Origin of the sequence: Lactiplantibacillus plantarum (genome assembly GCF_014131735.1) — a bacterium.
Lineage (GTDB): Bacteria > Bacillota > Bacilli > Lactobacillales > Lactobacillaceae > Lactiplantibacillus > Lactiplantibacillus plantarum.
In genome coordinates this window covers 421,006-438,180 of record NZ_CP039121.1, presented here as the reverse complement: position 1 = coordinate 438,180, position 17,175 = coordinate 421,006, and the positions used below count along the sequence as shown (strand labels likewise).

14 protein-coding genes and 1 other annotated feature are annotated in these 17,175 nt (G+C 42.6%); of the genes, 10 read left to right on the top strand and 4 right to left on the bottom strand.

Features of this window, described 5'->3' with window-relative positions:
- Nucleotide 1 precedes the first annotated feature (1 nt).
- Both rsmG and E5260_RS01920 read right to left on the bottom strand, forming a co-directional pair.
- Nucleotides 2-736: a 16S rRNA (guanine(527)-N(7))-methyltransferase RsmG gene (gene rsmG, locus E5260_RS01925; protein WP_003642433.1), complete on the bottom strand. Its 735-nt coding sequence runs from the start codon at nucleotides 734-736 to the stop codon at nucleotides 2-4.
- 340 nt (nucleotides 737-1,076) lie between these two features.
- On the bottom strand, nucleotides 1,077-2,360 hold the full coding sequence (locus E5260_RS01920) for a NupC/NupG family nucleoside CNT transporter (protein ID WP_003642434.1): 1,284 nt from the start codon (nucleotides 2,358-2,360) through the stop codon (nucleotides 1,077-1,079).
- Nucleotides 2,361-3,019: 659 nt separating this feature from the next.
- On the opposite strand from E5260_RS01920, the gene E5260_RS01915 reads away from it, so the two are divergent.
- Nucleotides 3,020-5,971 (top strand): YfhO family protein, encoded by a 2,952-nt coding sequence (locus E5260_RS01915; protein WP_003642435.1) that lies wholly within the window; start codon nucleotides 3,020-3,022, stop codon nucleotides 5,969-5,971.
- Between the two features lie 496 nt (nucleotides 5,972-6,467).
- Nucleotides 6,468-7,301 (top strand): alpha/beta hydrolase, encoded by an 834-nt coding sequence (locus E5260_RS01910; RefSeq protein WP_025015655.1) that lies wholly within the window; start codon nucleotides 6,468-6,470, stop codon nucleotides 7,299-7,301.
- A 571-nt stretch (nucleotides 7,302-7,872) separates the two neighbouring features.
- On the opposite strand, the gene E5260_RS01905 is transcribed toward E5260_RS01910, so the two are convergent.
- On the bottom strand, nucleotides 7,873-8,769 hold the full coding sequence (locus E5260_RS01905; RefSeq protein WP_003642437.1) for a LysR family transcriptional regulator: 897 nt from the start codon (nucleotides 8,767-8,769) through the stop codon (nucleotides 7,873-7,875).
- A 140-nt stretch (nucleotides 8,770-8,909) separates the two neighbouring features.
- Here E5260_RS01905 and E5260_RS01900 point away from each other — a divergent pair, with 140 nt between their 5' ends.
- The 5 genes from E5260_RS01900 to E5260_RS01880 all read left to right on the top strand — a co-directional run bounded on the left by E5260_RS01900 (nucleotide 8,910) and on the right by E5260_RS01880 (nucleotide 14,143).
- A complete protein-coding gene (locus tag E5260_RS01900; RefSeq protein ID WP_003642438.1) occupies nucleotides 8,910-10,136 on the top strand; it encodes an aminotransferase-like domain-containing protein in 1,227 nt (408 codons plus the stop codon).
- A 367-nt stretch (nucleotides 10,137-10,503) separates the two neighbouring features.
- On the top strand, nucleotides 10,504-11,307 hold the full coding sequence (locus tag E5260_RS01895; protein ID WP_003642439.1) for a transporter substrate-binding domain-containing protein: 804 nt from the start codon (nucleotides 10,504-10,506) through the stop codon (nucleotides 11,305-11,307).
- Nucleotides 11,308-11,375: 68 nt separating this feature from the next.
- Nucleotides 11,376-12,083 carry an amino acid ABC transporter permease gene (locus E5260_RS01890; RefSeq protein WP_003642440.1) on the top strand — a complete coding sequence of 236 codons (708 nt, stop codon included), beginning with the start codon at nucleotides 11,376-11,378 and terminating at the stop codon, nucleotides 12,081-12,083.
- An 11-nt stretch (nucleotides 12,084-12,094) separates the two neighbouring features.
- Nucleotides 12,095-12,856, top strand: coding sequence for an amino acid ABC transporter ATP-binding protein (locus E5260_RS01885; RefSeq protein ID WP_003642441.1), 762 nt, complete (start codon nucleotides 12,095-12,097; stop codon nucleotides 12,854-12,856).
- 184 nt (nucleotides 12,857-13,040) lie between these two features.
- Nucleotides 13,041-13,272 (top strand) — a binding site (T-box leader).
- A 55-nt stretch (nucleotides 13,273-13,327) separates the two neighbouring features.
- On the top strand, nucleotides 13,328-14,143 hold the full coding sequence (locus E5260_RS01880; RefSeq protein ID WP_003642442.1) for a transporter substrate-binding domain-containing protein: 816 nt from the start codon (nucleotides 13,328-13,330) through the stop codon (nucleotides 14,141-14,143).
- A 167-nt stretch (nucleotides 14,144-14,310) separates the two neighbouring features.
- Here the strand turns inward: E5260_RS01880 and E5260_RS01875 are convergent, their stop codons facing one another.
- Nucleotides 14,311-14,886 carry a zinc ribbon domain-containing protein gene (locus E5260_RS01875; protein ID WP_003642443.1) on the bottom strand — a complete coding sequence of 192 codons (576 nt, stop codon included), beginning with the start codon at nucleotides 14,884-14,886 and terminating at the stop codon, nucleotides 14,311-14,313.
- A gap of 362 nt (nucleotides 14,887-15,248) precedes the next feature.
- On the opposite strand from E5260_RS01875, the gene E5260_RS01870 reads away from it, so the two are divergent.
- From E5260_RS01870 to E5260_RS01860, 3 genes are read left to right on the top strand one after another with little or no spacing between them, the layout of a single operon-like run.
- A complete protein-coding gene (locus E5260_RS01870; RefSeq protein WP_003642445.1) occupies nucleotides 15,249-15,566 on the top strand; it encodes a PadR family transcriptional regulator in 318 nt (105 codons plus the stop codon).
- Entirely contained in the window at nucleotides 15,563-16,201 is a 639-nt protein-coding gene (locus E5260_RS01865; protein WP_003642446.1) for a DUF1700 domain-containing protein, read from the top strand. Before E5260_RS01870 ends, E5260_RS01865 begins: the two co-directional genes overlap by 4 nt.
- Complete coding sequence (locus E5260_RS01860; RefSeq protein WP_003642447.1) at nucleotides 16,185-17,120, top strand: DUF4097 domain-containing protein; 936 nt, start codon at nucleotides 16,185-16,187, stop codon at nucleotides 17,118-17,120. Before E5260_RS01865 ends, E5260_RS01860 begins: the two co-directional genes overlap by 17 nt.
- Nucleotides 17,121-17,175: the final 55 nt, after the last annotated feature.

Genomic DNA, 17,175 nt, shown 5'->3' with positions numbered 1-17,175 from the left:
CTTACATTGGTGCCGTTAACGGCTGTTTCGCCGGTGTCCCCGGCTTGCGTGGATACCGCTTCGGTGACGGCTTCTTCTTATCAATAACAATGATATGGCGCGGATCAGCAGTCACGGGCAAACTAAAGGCCTCGTCCTGAGCAATTTGGCCCCCTAATTGTTGAACGGCGTATGTCCCTTCAGCCGTTTCAGTACGGGCATTGGCTGCTTTCAATGCAATCATCTGGCCGCCAACTTTAACGAGTGGTAGGCAGAGTTCGCTCAATACTGATAGGCGCGCTACTGCCCGAGCTGTCACGATATCGTAGCTTTCCCGGTGAGCAGACTTCTTGCCAGCAAACGTTTCGGCGCGATCATGGAACGTTTGCACGCCCGTTAAGGCTAATTGTTGGACTAGATCATTTAAAAAATTGATTCGCTTATTCAATGAATCAACGATCGTCACTTGTAACTGTGGGAACGCAATTTTGAGCGGAATCGACGGGAAACCGGCTCCAGCGCCAACATCACAAATCGTGAGCGGTTGATCACGCAGCGCAGGAACGTAGAATGCTGGCGTGAGTGAATCGTAAAAATGTTTAAGATAAACTTCTGGTTCCGCTGTGATCGTGGTCAGGTTGAACTGCTTATTAGTCGTGACCAATAGTTGAAAATACAGCGCAAATTGTGCCAATTGTTTTGCCGTCAGCGCAATCTCGTGTTGGGCTAACGCTTGTTTAAATTCTTCTGGATTCATTAGTAATAGCTCTCCTTAAAGGGGTCACATTCGTCCTCTTTTTGTGAAACAACTCAATGTTTCACGTCACCTCATAACTTTAACGTAAATAACACTTAAAATCAATGCACAGCCCCGCTGTTAAAATCGCAATAACCCTTGAAAAGTCTGCTTTTACAGCCATCATTGACAGCTATTCTAGTTTGCAATTTTTCTAGTCAAATTCATGAACTGCCTTGAACATCTCACCGTTAAAAACGACACCGGATAAAAGTATGACCCGATGATTCATTAATAAAAAAGAGGCCAGCCGAATAGCTGACACTCTTACGTTTAATTCAAGATTAAATTATATCACCGACTACCAAACGAACAACCCAACGACACCGGCTGATAGTAAGGAGACCAGGATCCCAGATAATAGCATGTAACCAACATTCCGTGAAATCAAATCGTTCTTTTCACGATCAACGATTCCCTTGAAAGCTCCAATAATCATCCCAATCGTTGAGAAGTTCGCGAAGGACGTTAAGAAGACCGTTAAGACTGCCCGGAAATGCGGTGCAAAATCGTTAACTTTGCTGGAAACTTCACCCATGACAACGAATTCGTTAGTCACTAATTTCGTTCCCATATATGAAGCCATTTGGAAAGCATCACTTGGGTTAAAGCCAAGTAACCATGCAAATGGGAACATGACAACCCCAAAGATGTTTTCAAGTGATAAATTGCTATTGATTAAACCTAACAACTTATCAATTAATTTGGCTAACGCTACGAAAGCAATAACGTTAGCAGCAATAATCAAAATCAAGCGACCAGCGCCTAAGATTGAATCACCCAAGAAAGAGAAGAATGGTTCGCGAGCTGGTTTAGCTTCCTTAACTTGTTCATTAGCTAATTCTTCAGAACCGCTCGTTTCAGTGGTGGCAGTAGTTTCTTCAACAGCCGCACTACCTGAGATTTTCGCAATGGTATCTTCTTCCGGCTTAACTTCGACCGGATTCAAGATTGCAGCAATAATCGCAGCGTTTAAGACGTTCATTGGCACCGCCGTCAAAATGAATTGACCAGGCATCATCTTAATGTAAGCCCCTAAGATCGATGCCGTCACACAACTCATTGACATCATCGCAATCGTCAAGTTTCGTTGTGCCTTCATCTGCTTCAATTGTAACTGCGAAACAGCAAGAGCTTCCGTGTTGCCCAAGAACATCATTTCAACAACGAAGAATGATTCGAACTTTGGTTGACCAGTAATGTAAGCTAAGCCCCGGCCAACCCATTTGATAATCCATGGTAATACGCCAATATAGGTCAAAATATCGAATAATGGCACAATCAACAAGATTGGTAATAATGAACTAGTGACGAAGTCCATCGACTTAACGTTAACCCAACTAGCTAACGCAAAGGCGATCCCATCGTATGATACATTGACGAGCCAAGTGAAGCCATCTGCCGCTGCTTTAACCGCGTCGACACCGACTTGTGAACCCGTTAAGAACCATGCCAATAAGACTTCTAGTACTAACATGACACCAACTGAACGCCAGTTAATGGCGTGCTTTTGCTTGGAGAATAAGTAGGCAATGGCAATAAAAACCACAATCCCAATAATATTAACTACCAAGTTAAAGACCATGTGAATAATCCCTCTTCCCTATGAATGTAAGAAATATGACAAAACTACTTCTATTAATTTACCATTTAATACGCACTTGCGGTAGCACTTTTTAAAGAAAAGCTTAAGTTCTTAATTAGGCCGTACCAATTTATTGAAAGGCCCCGTCCAGATAGTGCTGGTAACCGTGGGAATTTTAGTTATGTCTGCCCAATTTCATTCTAAATTTTAGTAATTCTGCTAATCAGAGATCGAAAATTTAGGCCCATCTTGATTAACCGTTAACTTATTGTGACTAGAATTAATTTATTAACTTAGTAATCTATCTGAGTATTCTCTAAGTCGTTAAGTTACAAACTAATAGCAATAATAAAACCCACACATTATAATCTGTAAAATTAAAGTATCATGATTCAATTTACCTATATTTCTCACCGCAAGTACCCGTAATTCAAAGTCATTGTATCAATCAAGGGCCAATTTAATAAATCATTATCAGTTAATAAATACCTCAAATCATTAAATAACAGTTGAAAATCACCAGTTACTTGGCAGATAATAGACTTTTGTTGTTACAACCCGGGAATCATTGAGATTGACTATATCTCTATGTTGGTTGCATTCAATTATTTTTAGTTAATCTTTTTAAAACTTTATGCCAATATACAAAGGAGAATTTCATGCGTCATTTGGGGAAAGTACCAGTTTGGATTACTTATACAGTAGCCTTTATTATTTTAACTTGCATCATTTATAGTCCACTATTTCTGGACGGACGGTCTTTGATTTGGACAGTAGATGGGATTTCACAGCATTTGCCAATACTAACAGCATTCCAAAAAATGCTTAAGGGAATTGGCACACAATCATTATTTGGATGGTCTTGGAATCTTGGCCTAGGAGCCGATCAAATGACGACTTTTGCGTATTACGTTGTCGGCGATCCATTCAACTACTTAGTCGCTCTATTTCCAACTACTAAAATTGAATTTGCATATCAGTTTCTGATTTTGATTCGCTTATATGCTACGGGCCTAGCTTTTTTAACATTTGCTAGGATATGGCACTTTAGCCGCTTAAGTCTTTTAATTGGTTCTTTAACATATACCTTCACTGCTTTTGCACTTCACATCGGCATGCATCATCCCTTCTTCTTATTACCCCTCATCTTTTTCCCATTATTATGTTGGGGAATTGAGCGAGTATTCAGAGGAAAATCATGGTGGCCCCTGGCAATAGTAATTGCAATCACGGTTGCCAGTAACGTTTACTTTGCTTACGTATTAGCACTCGGGAGCGTTATTTACACAATCTGGCGTTATTGGCAACAATATCGTCAAACAAAAACGTATACACGATTTTGGCAATTGATTTACCACTTATTAAGCGCTGTTTTAGTCGGTGTAGCGTGTGCAGCAGTGTTAGTTATTCCGACCGTCCTCGCCATGTTGCACTCGACACGTACAGGTGGCCAATTTGCCAACGGATTATCGCTCTACCCATTAAGTTATTATATTGCGCTACCCAATTTGGTTTTAAATAGTGATGGGATGCCGTTTTGGGTCATTTTAGGTATCAGTAGCCTAACTTGGTTAGCTATTTTACATTCGTTACGTCATTTTAAACAACGATGGGACTTAAATAGTCTACTCATTATTTTATTAGTAGGCCTATTACTTCCAGCTGTTGCAGCCACATTCAACGTTCTATCTTCGCCCTCCAATCGTTGGCTATTATTAAGCACTTTGCTGTTCAGCGTTCTTACAATGCGACTCATCGATGACTGGAAAAAACTTGATAGTTGGGATTACCGACTATTTCTAGGCGCCAGTGTTGGCTTAATTATAATTATTTGGGTCGTAAATGGTTTTACTTTTAACGTTAGTGCGCGCGACCTAATATCATATATATTACTATTCGTCTTAATCACCTGGTTTATCGGGTCAAGTGCGATGCATTTAAGCCGCTTAACACTGATAATTGGCTGTTTCACTCTGCTATGTCTTAATCTAATTAATACTGGATTTGGTGCAACTATGACCAGTTCCGGAGTTGCCAATCCACAACAACTATATCGTGGAAGTGCCACGAGTTGGATTAATAAATATTTGGATGGTGCTCAAAAAGCTTTACCGCGTAATGATAATTTCTATCGAACTACATTAACCCCTGGATTCTATGCTAGAGGAGCTGCTTCTGGAAAGAAAAACATCTCAATGTTGCTCGGCACCCATGATATTGCATCCTATTTCTCAGTACAGAATAGAAGTATTAGCCAATTTTCACAGTCAATTGGCAATCAAGAGGCCGATCCTAATTCACCACTAAGCACAGCTGATGGTCGGACAACAACACGCAACCTTCTGGGGGTCCGTTATATATTTGAACTAGCAGACCGTTATGACCCTAAAAATATTCCCGTAGGCTATCATGCTTTAAAAAACAACGATGGGCACGTGAGTATATTTAAAGATCAACCAGTGGCCGGTGGATTATCTAACAAAACCGGAACTATCGTTTTTGTTAATGACAACTTTTTACCATTAGTATCCACGCAAAACGCTCAGATTAGCGCAGCCAAATATCAACGATTAAATGCTGTTGATAAAGAGCAAGCAATGATACAAGCGCCGATTACTGATAAGCCAATAACTGGTGTTAAACAAGTGCAACCTCAAAAAATAGCCACCACTGTCCCCTATACCGTTAAAGTTAGGAATGTTACCGACAGGCCAGTCAACTCTTCAAGCCGACTAAGCCAGAAATTAGTCACTACTAATAAAAAAATTGTTAATGACAATCAAACCACTAACAAAGATGGTCTACATCAATTAGTTAGTGATTGTCAGGGACATCAATTGACCTATGATTTAATTCTTGATCATCCTGAAAAGTGGCAAAATAAAGAGTTATATTTAGAGGTTAGCGGTATGACAATGGTCAAACCTACGTTGAATCAATTTTTGCAAAATAATGCGGCTAATGCCGTATTTGCTAATCGCCCCAATACAACATTAGCTAAGATTCAACAGTTTCGCCAGGCACTTCATACTGATTGGCAACTCAGCGGTTACTATTTATCCGCATCAACCGCTTATCGAAGTAACAACTTTTCACAACAATCACCAACTAATCTTTCGAATTATTCGATTCGAAAACGTGTTATTTTAAATTTAGGCTATTCAAGTCATTTACGAAGAATCGTGACCGTTCGTTTTAGTCAAGTGCCTGAACTAAAAATCCATCATGTAAAATTAATGGCAGTTGGATTTAAGGGGCGCTACCAGCGTCAAATCAAGGCCATTCAAAAGCACGGCCTTAAACAACAAAAGGTAACTAACAACACCATTACGGGTCGCACTCAAGCACAAACTGCCAGCGTATTAACTACCTCGATTCCATATTCAACTGGTTGGCACTTAACAGTTGATGACAAACCAACTAAGACTCAAGTTGTTAATACAGGTTTCGTTGGTGCAAAAATTCCCGCTGGTCAGCATAAAGTCAAATTACAATATCATACACCCGGATTACGATTGGGCGCTATAATTTCGTTAATTGGCCTTTTGCTTCTACTGGTTAGTATCCTTTGGCAATCACACGCTTGGTTGCATAATCAATCAAACCAGTAAGAACTCCAGTCTATTTTCTCGTATTAAAATTTACACGTAATTCATGCTTTCTGATCAAAAAAGTTCGATTCGTCATTGAATCGAACTTTTTCTATCAGCTCCCATTTTGAATAATAAACCAATGATGAACTGACTTGATGACAACTGAAAATTCAGTCGTTAAGTACCCCGCAACCGCGGAGTGCCCCTGCCAAGGAATTCTATTATACCGCGTTTAGTCCGTTTGCGAACTAATTAGTTGACCTGACCATTAAATGGGACTAAACTACGGACAATTAATGAAAGGGGGTGATGCTTTTTGAGTACCATATGTGATCTTAAAGCATCAGTCTCTGCCCTATTCGGAGCACATGACTGATACCTTTAAGGAGTCCCGACCAAATTTACTTGGTCGGGACTTTTGCTATCTAAAAGTGTGTATAAACAGTTGCAAGTTGACTGTGAGTGGCTTACATTAAAAGTGCAGTTTATTTGGAGATATGGAGTAACGGGAAATATGAAAGCAACGACAAAACAAGTATTGACAGGCGCTACCTGGCTAGTAGTTCTGCTAGCAATGATCGGTGGTACCATGCTTTGGCAACAACAAGTCCACAAGTCAAAACCGGTCACCACCATAACAGTGACTTCTACTGAACGTATTCCAATGGTGCTCTTACTAGATGACCACTTAACTCACAATCAGATTCAGCAATTAACTGCCCATATTCAAAACAGTAGCGCCACTCAGACACTGGTCACCGCCAAAATTACAGCGACGGGGACCGTGACATTTAAAGGGCAATTGCTCGACAGTGACAACCGCCCCTACATACAAGTGCAACTGCCCAAGAACCTTGATTCAAACCGACAAACGCATTTATTAAAGCAACTCCTAACCGCCGCCCGCCAGCAGTTTAAATTTCGCCGGTTTAACCTTGTCAGTTACGGTCGTGGCGGTCTCACTGCCACTAACTATGTCGAACACACAACAACAAGCTTATCACCACAACACCTTGTACTGATGGCCACCCCATTTAACGGCGCCAGCCGCCAAAGTAACAATCGTCGCCAAACGACGCCGGTTGCCGCCAAGTCGCAAACGGCCACACTAGCTAAATTGATTGCACACCGCCATACCATTGATTCCAAGATGCAGGTATTGATTGTCGCTGGAAAAGCCATCAAAGCTGACCAACCCCTACCACTGCAAAGTGCCCTGGCTGGTCAATCTATCTTCAAGCCAGTGGTAAAGGTCTATCAACAAAAAGTGTTGCGCTCATGGCGCACCCAATCCGGCTTACTCAACAACCATCAAATCGGTAATACGATTCAAACGTTTATAAACTGATTTCACCCGTCCAATCGACCTAGCCATCATTTTTGCTCAGAGTGCTTATCTAAAACATATCTAAAAGATTAATAGCCACCTTTCCTGACAACCAACTTGGTCTACTGGAAAAGCGGCTATTTTTAGCTTTAATTGTGCGATCTGGTCGTAGTAAGCCTTTAACGTTAAAAGCAGCCAGCTTAAGTCCGCTGAAAAAAGTTTAAGTTAGTGCCAACCCTGCCTGGTTGAGCGCGTCCTACAACGCCTTCCAGTCGGGATAGCGTTCGAATGGCGGACATGTGCGTATTCCGTTTCTGATGAATTGGCCGTGGCTATTTTAGCGACAGCGACTTTGCCATATAACTGTCAGTCTGATAATAGAATTACGACTGTTCCATGATCTTTATACTGAGGTATTCAAAACAGTTGATGTCCCATTAACATTTGTTCAAAGTTCTTAGTAGTAAATAATAATTTAACGACTAATTGCACCAGTTAGGCGGTCGTTCATCTACCTTTCGAGTGGCTTCCCGAAACATGCTCAATGCCACTGAAGTCTGTGCTGGCTACGCCAACGCTCTGCCTAACTTTGCTACTGCCATAACATCTGATCCGGATACTCCTTGGTCAAAAACTGTTTAATAGCACGAATCATGATAGCCGTTGAAGGAGCGGCCGCCTGGGTTTTGTTGGCAACTAAGGCAATCTCACGATTATAAGGTTCGGCAAAGGAAAACGTGTTAACATCTCCAGTTAGCTTCCGTAGTGCTAGCTGAGGCAAAATGCCCATGCCTAAACCGGATTCTACCATTGAAATAATAGATTGATCATCAATCGAGAATCGTAAAAAGTTATTAGTAACGTGGTAGTGGTCCAGTGCTAGCTTGGTGTCCCGGTCATAATCGCTTTGTTGTAGAATAAAGTTCTTATCCGCAACGTCATCAGTCGTAATGAATTCACCATTTTCTGGGATAAAATCAGCGGGCGTCACACAATAGATTGGATCATTGATCAGTGAATGCACTAATAAGTTCTCATTGACTGGCATCGACGTAAACCCAATATCGATAGTACCGATCTTGGCCCAGTTGGTTATTTCATTAAAGTTACCTTGCATGACTGAAATCTTAATATCAGGATATTTATGATTAAATTCGCGAATAATTCGGGGTAACCAGTTGATACAGACACTACTGAAACCGCCGATCCGTACCGATCCAGAGTGCAATCCTTGAATATTATCGGCAACTTGTCGCAAGTTACTTTCCGTATTCAGAATCTCTTGAACATAGGGTAAAACCTGCCGCCCATCACTAGTAAGTTCAACGCCTGAACGGTTACGGATGAATAGTGGAAAACCCAGTTCTTTTTCCAACTGATTGATCGAATGACTGACCGCACTTGGCGTAACGTTAAGCGTAGCGGCCGCTTGATAGAATGTGTGTTGGGCAACGACCGTTGAAAAGACTTCATATGCGAAGTTTGCCATAATGATTTACCTCTCTTAGGTGAATTTATTTCACTTATTATTGAAAAAGTTGAGTTTTACTAATTACAAGCTTTATTTTATCATATTGATAATCAAAGAAAACAGTTTAAGTACAAAAAACTGAGTGGGGGAAAATTATTATGAAAAAATTATTTGCAAATCGCGTGTTAAACAATGACACTTCCGACCTAGATGAGGTCTTCAAGAATAGTGCAAACCCGGAAAACATTTCCTTCGCTGGTGGTTTTCCAGATCAGCACTTATTCCCTGACAACGACTTAAAGCAAGCCTATCGTGATGCTATTGAACACGATGGTCAAGGCATTTTCCAATACTCATCAACTCAAGGGTTGCCGGCATTACGCCAAAAAATTGCAGATCGAATGGCGACTCATGCTGACGTTCAAGTTAGTGCCGACAATGTCATGATGACCCAAGGTGGTCAGCAAGCCATCGACCTCGTGGCGAAGCTCATGTTGAACCATGGAGATGCCATGGTCGTCGAAGGCCCGACTTACATGGGGGCTTTAGCCGCCTTCGACACTTACGAACCGACTTACTACGAAATTCCAGTTGATGATAATGGGATGAATATTCGTCAACTTCGTAAAACCTTGAAAGCTCATCCTGAGATCAAATTGATTTACACGATTCCTGACTTCCACAATCCAACGGGTACGACGATGAGTGCCAAACGTCGTCAAGCACTCGTTGCCCTTGCCAATCAGTACGACGTCATTATTTTGGAAGACAGCCCGTACCGGGACCTCCGTTATAGTGGTCAAAATATTCCGGCTATCAAACACTACGATACTGAAGGCCGCGTCATCTTTATCTCAAGTTTCTCAAAGATTCTCTCCCCGGCCTTGCGAACAGGCTGGATTGTTGCTGACGACGCAATCATGCACGAATTGGTCGGACTGAAATCCGCAATCGATGTTCAATCGCCAAATGTAACACTGGCTGCTATCAACAGCTACCTAGATCAACACGACATCGACGATCACGTTGCAACTATTAGTACTTCATACCGGATTAAACGTGACGCGATGTTAGCCGCACTCGATCAATACTTCCCGCAAAATGTCCACTACACCCGTCCTAATGGGGGCTTCTTCATCTGGGTAACCTTGCCAGAAGGAATTGATGCTAAAACCTTGCTCAATGACGTTGTTTTACCGCAAGCACACGTTGCCTATGTGCCATCCGCTTGCCAATTCGCAAGTCGCAAGGTTAAAAACGGGTTCCGGTTGAATTTCACCAGTCTCGACGTCGAAACGATTACGCTGGGAATTAAACGCCTTGGCCACATCTTACAACCGGCACCAGTAATTGTTCCAGCAGCATCGTTCGCACCCCAATTCTAACTTGACCCACTCATCATGCGACTAACCGTAATAATTGCGATTAGTCGCATTTTTTGATTACATCTGTCAGCTGTAATGAGTGGTCGTGCTCCTGAATATTAGCACTTTTTATATCAGGATCCACATCAAATAAGCCGTACGCTTTACGACCATTTATACTGTATCAGTTTGAGCACCCGCGCTTGCGTCGCTTTTACTGATAAAAAAGGGTTTGACAGTCCTTCTCTGATTCGCTACACTAACGCTATACTAGCCGATTATGAAATAAGCATTGGTCCGTTTGCGACACTCAATGCTTATTTTTTGTTAACAGCTTCATTTTCGGATAAACTAGGAGTGTTGTGAAAAATTTCTAGGAGTGTGAATCATGAAGTCATGGGTTAAAAAATTAAGCGTTGCAGTGCTTGGGTTAGGTTTAGCAGTTACATTGACCGCCTGTGGTAGTAACACTAGCAGCAGTTCAAAGTCTAACGACCTCGGATTGCAAAAATCGGGGACGTTGACGATTGGCTTAGAAGGCACTTTTCAACCATATAGCTACCGTAAAGACGGTAAATTAACTGGTTTTGAAGTTGACCTCGGGAAAGCCGTTGCCAAGAAGATGGGACTAAAAGCTAAATTTGTACCAACGAAGTTCGATTCGTTAGTAGCTGGTTTAGACACAAACAAATTCGACGTTGTCATGAATAACATGTCCGAAACGGCGGCCCGAAAGAAGAAGTATCTCTTCTCGACCCCTTACATTTATTCTAAATCACAATTAGCCGTCAAGAAGAACTCATCGATTAGTAAGATTACCGATATTAAGGGTAAGAAAGTTGCCGAAACAACGACTAGCAATAACGCAACGGATGCTAAACGTTTAGGTGCAACCATCACCCCAACCGATAGTTTCCAACAGTCGATCGACCTCGTCTCACAAGGCCGCGTCGCTGGGACTATTAATTCTCGTGAATCCTTCTATGCTTACTTCAAGCAGAATCCGAAGGCTAACATTAAGCTGATTGATTCCGGCGATCACATTGCCTCACAGAAAATCGGGGCCATCGTCACTAAGCAACACCCTAAGATGCAAAAACAAATCTCGAAAGCAATCCAAGAATTACGTAAGGACGGCACGTTAAAGAAATTGTCCAATAAGTATTTTGGTGGTAACGTTACTGATAAGTAACGTACCATTGCCCGCTATTATGGCGGGATACATAGCACCAAATTCTAATTTGTTACAGGAGGCTCCCTATGGATTCAATCTGGCACATCATTGTCACATCAACGCCGCAAATTGCTGCAGCGGGTTTAAAATATACCATTCCGATTGCCATTATTTCGTTTATTCTCGGTTTGATACTTGCGATTTTCACGGCCCTCGTCAAGATTTCGACTCGTCGTGGTTGGTTTTTAATTCTAAAAGCCATCGCTAACTTCTACGTCTGGCTCTTTCGGAGTACCCCACTGCTAGTACAACTCTTTATCGTCTATTTCGGGCTTCCCTACCTTAAAATCAAAGGGCTCTTTCCAAATGGGGTCCAGCTCGACCCCTGGACTGCTGGGATTGCCACTTTTTCACTGAACACCGGGGCTTACTGTGCGGAAACGATTCGAGCAGCCATTCTCTCCATTCCTCAAGGTCAGTGGGAAGCGGCCTACTCGATTGGCATGACCAAGTCACAAGTACTCAAACGAATTATTTTGCCGCAAGCTGCGCGAGTCTCACTACCGCCACTATCCAATAGTTTTATTAGCTTAGTCAAGGACACCTCCTTGGCCGCTTCAATCACGATTATTGAAATGTTCGAAGTCAGCCAACAAATTGCTGCTCAAAATTATCAACCACTTGTGATGTACTCCCTGGTTGCTGCCCTATACGCAATTCTATGTACGATTCTCAGCTGGCTACAAGGCTACTTGGAAAAACGGACGTCACGTTACTTACGGCCACTTAATTAGGAGGTTGTCGAATGATCAAATTAGAACACTTAAATAAGACGTTTGGCAATCACCAGGCGTTAACCGATATCAATACTGAATTTAAAGAACACCAGACGACCGTCATCGTTGGCCCCTCGGGTTCTGGTAAATCAACCTTACTGCGGTCACTAAATTTGCTTGAACGGCCCGAACAAGGTTTATACCACTTCAATGACGAAACTATCGACTTTACTAAGCCGTTGACTAATAAAACAATTCTCAATATTCGACGCAAAACTGGGATGGTCTTTCAAGGTTATAATCTGTTTCCCCATCTCAGCGTTGTTAAAAATGTCATGGAAGGCCCCGTGCAAGTCTTAAAAAAGGATTCCGCGACGGCTAAAAAGTCCGCGCTAGAATTGTTGGCCCGGGTCGGCTTGCAAGATAAGGCCGACGCCTACCCCGAACAATTATCCGGTGGGCAACAACAACGGGTCGCGATTGCGCGCTCGTTAGCGATGGATCCCGAATTCATCTTGTTAGATGAGCCAACTAGTGCGCTAGACCCCGAACTCGAAGCTGGTGTGCTCCGCGTTCTACTAGCCCTCGCTCAGGAAGAAGATTCCATGATTATCGTCACTCACAACATGGAATTTGCCCGCGCAGTTGCGGATAAGATCCTATTTGTTGAAGATGGCAAAATTCTGTTCGACGGGACACCCGCTGAATTCTTTAAGCAGCCAACGCAACGAATTGCCGACTTCTTAGCCGCGATGACGTTCACCACGATTTCAGACAAAGCAAACCAATAGCGTTCATTTGAGTTAACGTGCATCTAACTGGAAAATCCCAGTCAGATGCACGTTTTTTAGCACCCCCTAGCGTCTCACATCAACCATCGATCTGGCGCATTCACAACAAATGGCATTTAGATTAATATAAAATGTGATTTCGATTTGACAATTGTTATTTAATCTTGTAGACTAGTCTCAATATCTAAACATTATGATGAGATGAGTAGTGTGATTGCCACGCAAAGCGAGCCGTTGGTTGGTGTAAAACGGTCGGACAGTGATACGAAGATGGTCTCTAAATGGTATTGGTGAGCATTAGCAAGCCAGTAACGCGTCGTACCCGTTAGCGTACTGAGTGAATTAGCTCATTGAGCCAAGCGTTGTGCACGCGCTTGGAAACTAAGGTGGTACCACGATCAGCAGTCGTCCTTTTTCGATAAAGGACGACTTTTTTTGTCAAAAAAATATAGCTCTACGGGGGTAATCGATATGAAAAAATGGCTCAAAGCAGTAAGTTTAACAATTTTAGGACTCGCACTAACAGTCGCCTTGACGGCATGCGGTAATTCTAGCTCATCTAAAAGCAGCACTTCTAGCACAAGTAGTCAGCTCAAATTGCAAAAGAGCGACACGTTGACGATCGGGCTAGAAGGCACCTTCCAGCCTTATAGCTATCGCAAAGACGGTAAGTTGACTGGTTTTGAAGTCGACCTTGGTAAAGCCGTCGCTAAAAAGCTCGGTCTCAAGGCAAAGTTCGTCCCAACGAAATTCGACTCCTTGATTGCTGGCCTGGATGTCGACAAATACGACGTGGTCATCAACGATATCGCTGAAACTGCGCAACGTAAACAAAAATACCTCTTCTCTACGCCTTATATCTACTCTAAATCCGAATTAGCGGTCAAGAAGGGGTCCTCAATTAACAAGATCACGGATATCAAAGGCAAGAAAGTTGCCCAAACAACGACTAGTAATAACGCGACCGATGCTAAACGTTTAGGTGCGACCGTCACACCGACCGATGGCTTTCAACAATCGATCGACCTCGTAAACCAAGGTCGCGTCGCCGGAACGATCAACTCACGGGAAGCGTTCTATGCTTACCTCAAGCAGAATCCAAAGGCCAGCTTGAAATTCATCAGTGGTGGTTCAGAAATCAAAACACAAAAGATTGGCGCAATTGTCACTAAAAAGCACGCCCCACTCCAAAAACAACTGTCTAAAGCGATTCAAGAACTCCGTCAAGACGGCACCTTAAAGAAACTGTCTAATAAATACTTTGGTGGTAACGTCACAAACAAATAATCATCGCAATCTATTTGATAGCGTCCAGTTAATAGTCACAAAAAGCCCGGTTTTCCGGGCTTTTTTGTGTATCGGCGTCTTTCAGCGACCATCTTTTATCACTCATTGTGTTGCTAAAAACCATCCGGGACCATTTACACCATTGCTTATGTCGTGAACCCGGTCAGCTAATTCAACTGATTTGCAATATTGAATTTCATCTTGCCATGATTGACTTCCAACCACATATATTTGGTGTTCTTAGGCGACAAAACCTCAATATGTGAATATTTTTGATTGTGATTCTTCGCGATTTTTTCAGAGCGGCTTTGCAGTGTCTTGGCTAGTGACTGCCACGAAGCGGTCTTGCCTTGATCGACACTTTCAATAACTGGCGCTTGCTTTGATATCCGCACACGCATGGCACCACCATTCCAACTCACTTTAACCTTGCCATATTCAGCTTTATTCGTTCTGATTTCTGATTGAATATTGGCTGCAAGCGTATTAGCTTCCCGAGCCTGATACAAATTAAATCCAATCTCAAAGACAATGACTAGCGCACAGATAACTGGTGGCAACCAAAACCACCACGTCCGTAAGCTCTTTTTTTGATGATGCGGCTGCTTTAAAGTCGTCGTTTCCGCGTCTTTACACTTATCCTCAGCAACTGTCGGTTGTCCACTGCCGCATTTTTCACAATACTGGGCACTTTGGGGAATTCGTTCACCACAAACCACACAATTCTTCATGTCCGTTTCCATAATTGCCCTCCGTCATAATATTATCGATAATAATTAACTCAGCCATGACAATTAACTGTATTAATATTTCAATATAATGATTATATATCGAAATCAGTCATTTTTCTAGGCCTTATCAGCTCAGTATAGTATCACCCTTGCGTACCGGACAGCTGGTACTCGCTGAGCATCATGATTTTAAGCTTTAGTACAAGGCCTATTTCAGTCACCGTTAGCAAGCACATTTTGCGTTTACTAGTGGCTAAAGGTAGTTTACCTTTTATCATTATTTTAATATTTAAGTTTGACAGTTAGTTTCACTTCACTGTATACTACTCATTGAGCAATACTATACGACGTATAATATAGCAGGAGGGATAGCAATGGCCATTCAAATTAGTTCCGAGTTATTGGACGGGTGCGTTTTAGCCTGCCTTAAAGGCCAAGATTACTATGGTTACGCGCTAACGCAGCGCTTGCAAGCCGCCATCTCGGTGTCCGAATCGACGCTCTACCCAGTGCTTCGACGACTCAAGAAAAATGACTGGGTCACGACTTACGATCAGGCCTATCAAGGCCGCAACCGACGCTATTATCAGATTACGAGCGCCGGCCTGACACAATTGAGTGCGATTCAACAAGAGTGGCAAACCTATTATTTGGCCATTAACCACTTACTTCAGGGGGAGGATGAACCATGAACGACTACTTATCCAAATTTAACGCGTTACTCGTTCAACTTACCGATGATGAACGCGACGAGGTTGTTGAATTTTATCGCGAATACTTACTAGACGCGGCAATCGCCAATTATGATGACTGCGTTGCCGAACTGGGAACGCCTAAACAATTGGCTCGGAAAGTGTTAGCCGATTATTCGATTCGTTTTAACGAAAATCTCAATGCCAATACTTCTAAACGGCAAAAATCTCAAGCAACCGTACGCACGATTTGGCTAATTGTGCTTGCTTTATTATCAACACCGATCACAATTCCCGCATTAATAGCTATTTTAGCGGTCTTCTTTGCCTTGGCCGTTACCGTCTTTGCATTCGTGATTGCAGCGGGTGCCATCTTAATTGGCGTGACCATCCTCGCATTTGCCATGCTAACAGCCGGCATCGGTATCTTCGGCCAGTCGCTATGGGTCGCACTATTCTACCTAGGTAGCGGTCTTGCTATTATTGGTGCCGAGCTATTAGTTTTACCACTATTTATCTGGCTTATTAGCGTTATTCTGCAAGGAATTGCCAAAATCGTACAAAACCTATACCACCGATTTGTTAAGAAAAATCGGGCGGAACGAGGAGGTCACCACCATGCGAAAGACAATTAGAGTTGGCATTATTTTATTAGTTGTTGGACTGCTTCTAATCATGTTTGGAATTGCCAATAACGGTATTCAAAGCGTCTATTGGGACCAGGGTTTTCACATTGTTCGCCATAAGACTCGGCGCTACCACGTCAGTCAGCTAAAAGATATCACGATTGCAACGGCCAACAATATTACTATTAAGCAAGGCACAGCTGCTAATATCACGGTTACCGCCACGCGCGCCTTACCAACTGTTACGACCAACAATGGTCACGTCACTGTTACTTCAACGACACACAACGCCAAAACCGTGGGCTTCATGTTCGATAACGTCGGACAATTTGCTGACACGACAATAATTACGGTGCCTAAAGGAACTACTATTCATCAAATAACCGCCAAAGCTAGTCAAAGTGGTAACGTTTCGTTGCAAAACGTCACCGTCGACCAATTGAAAAGTCTTAGTACGGATAGCGATATTAATTTAACGGATGTCAAAGTCAATCAGTCGCTGACGTTGACCGGCGATAATTTACGGTTAACTCGTGTCTCGGCGCCTAGTCTACAAATCAATAGCGATCCAGATATCAGCATCACCGACAGTCATTTTACCAAGACTGCTTCAAAAATTATAACCGCTGATAGCGACATCCATCTAACCAATAATCAGTTCAAAGCCCTTAAGCTAACAAGTAGCGAAGGTGATATTATGCTCAATAATAATCGCATCACTGAAAGTTTATCCGCTACAGCCAGTGACGGTGATATTCGAATAACCGCGCCACGGACAACCGGTGTTAAAGCTAGCACTAGCGATGGGGACTTGCATATTTTCAATCATCTCCAGTCCGATGGCGGTGATTACCAGGTCAACCAATCGGCGGCCGTACAATACCGACTGACGACCAGCAATGGTGATATTACGGTTAGTGCTAGCTAGTCCATGCTAGTACTGCACTTACTCAAATTTTCAAAATAAAACCGCGACTTGCTCA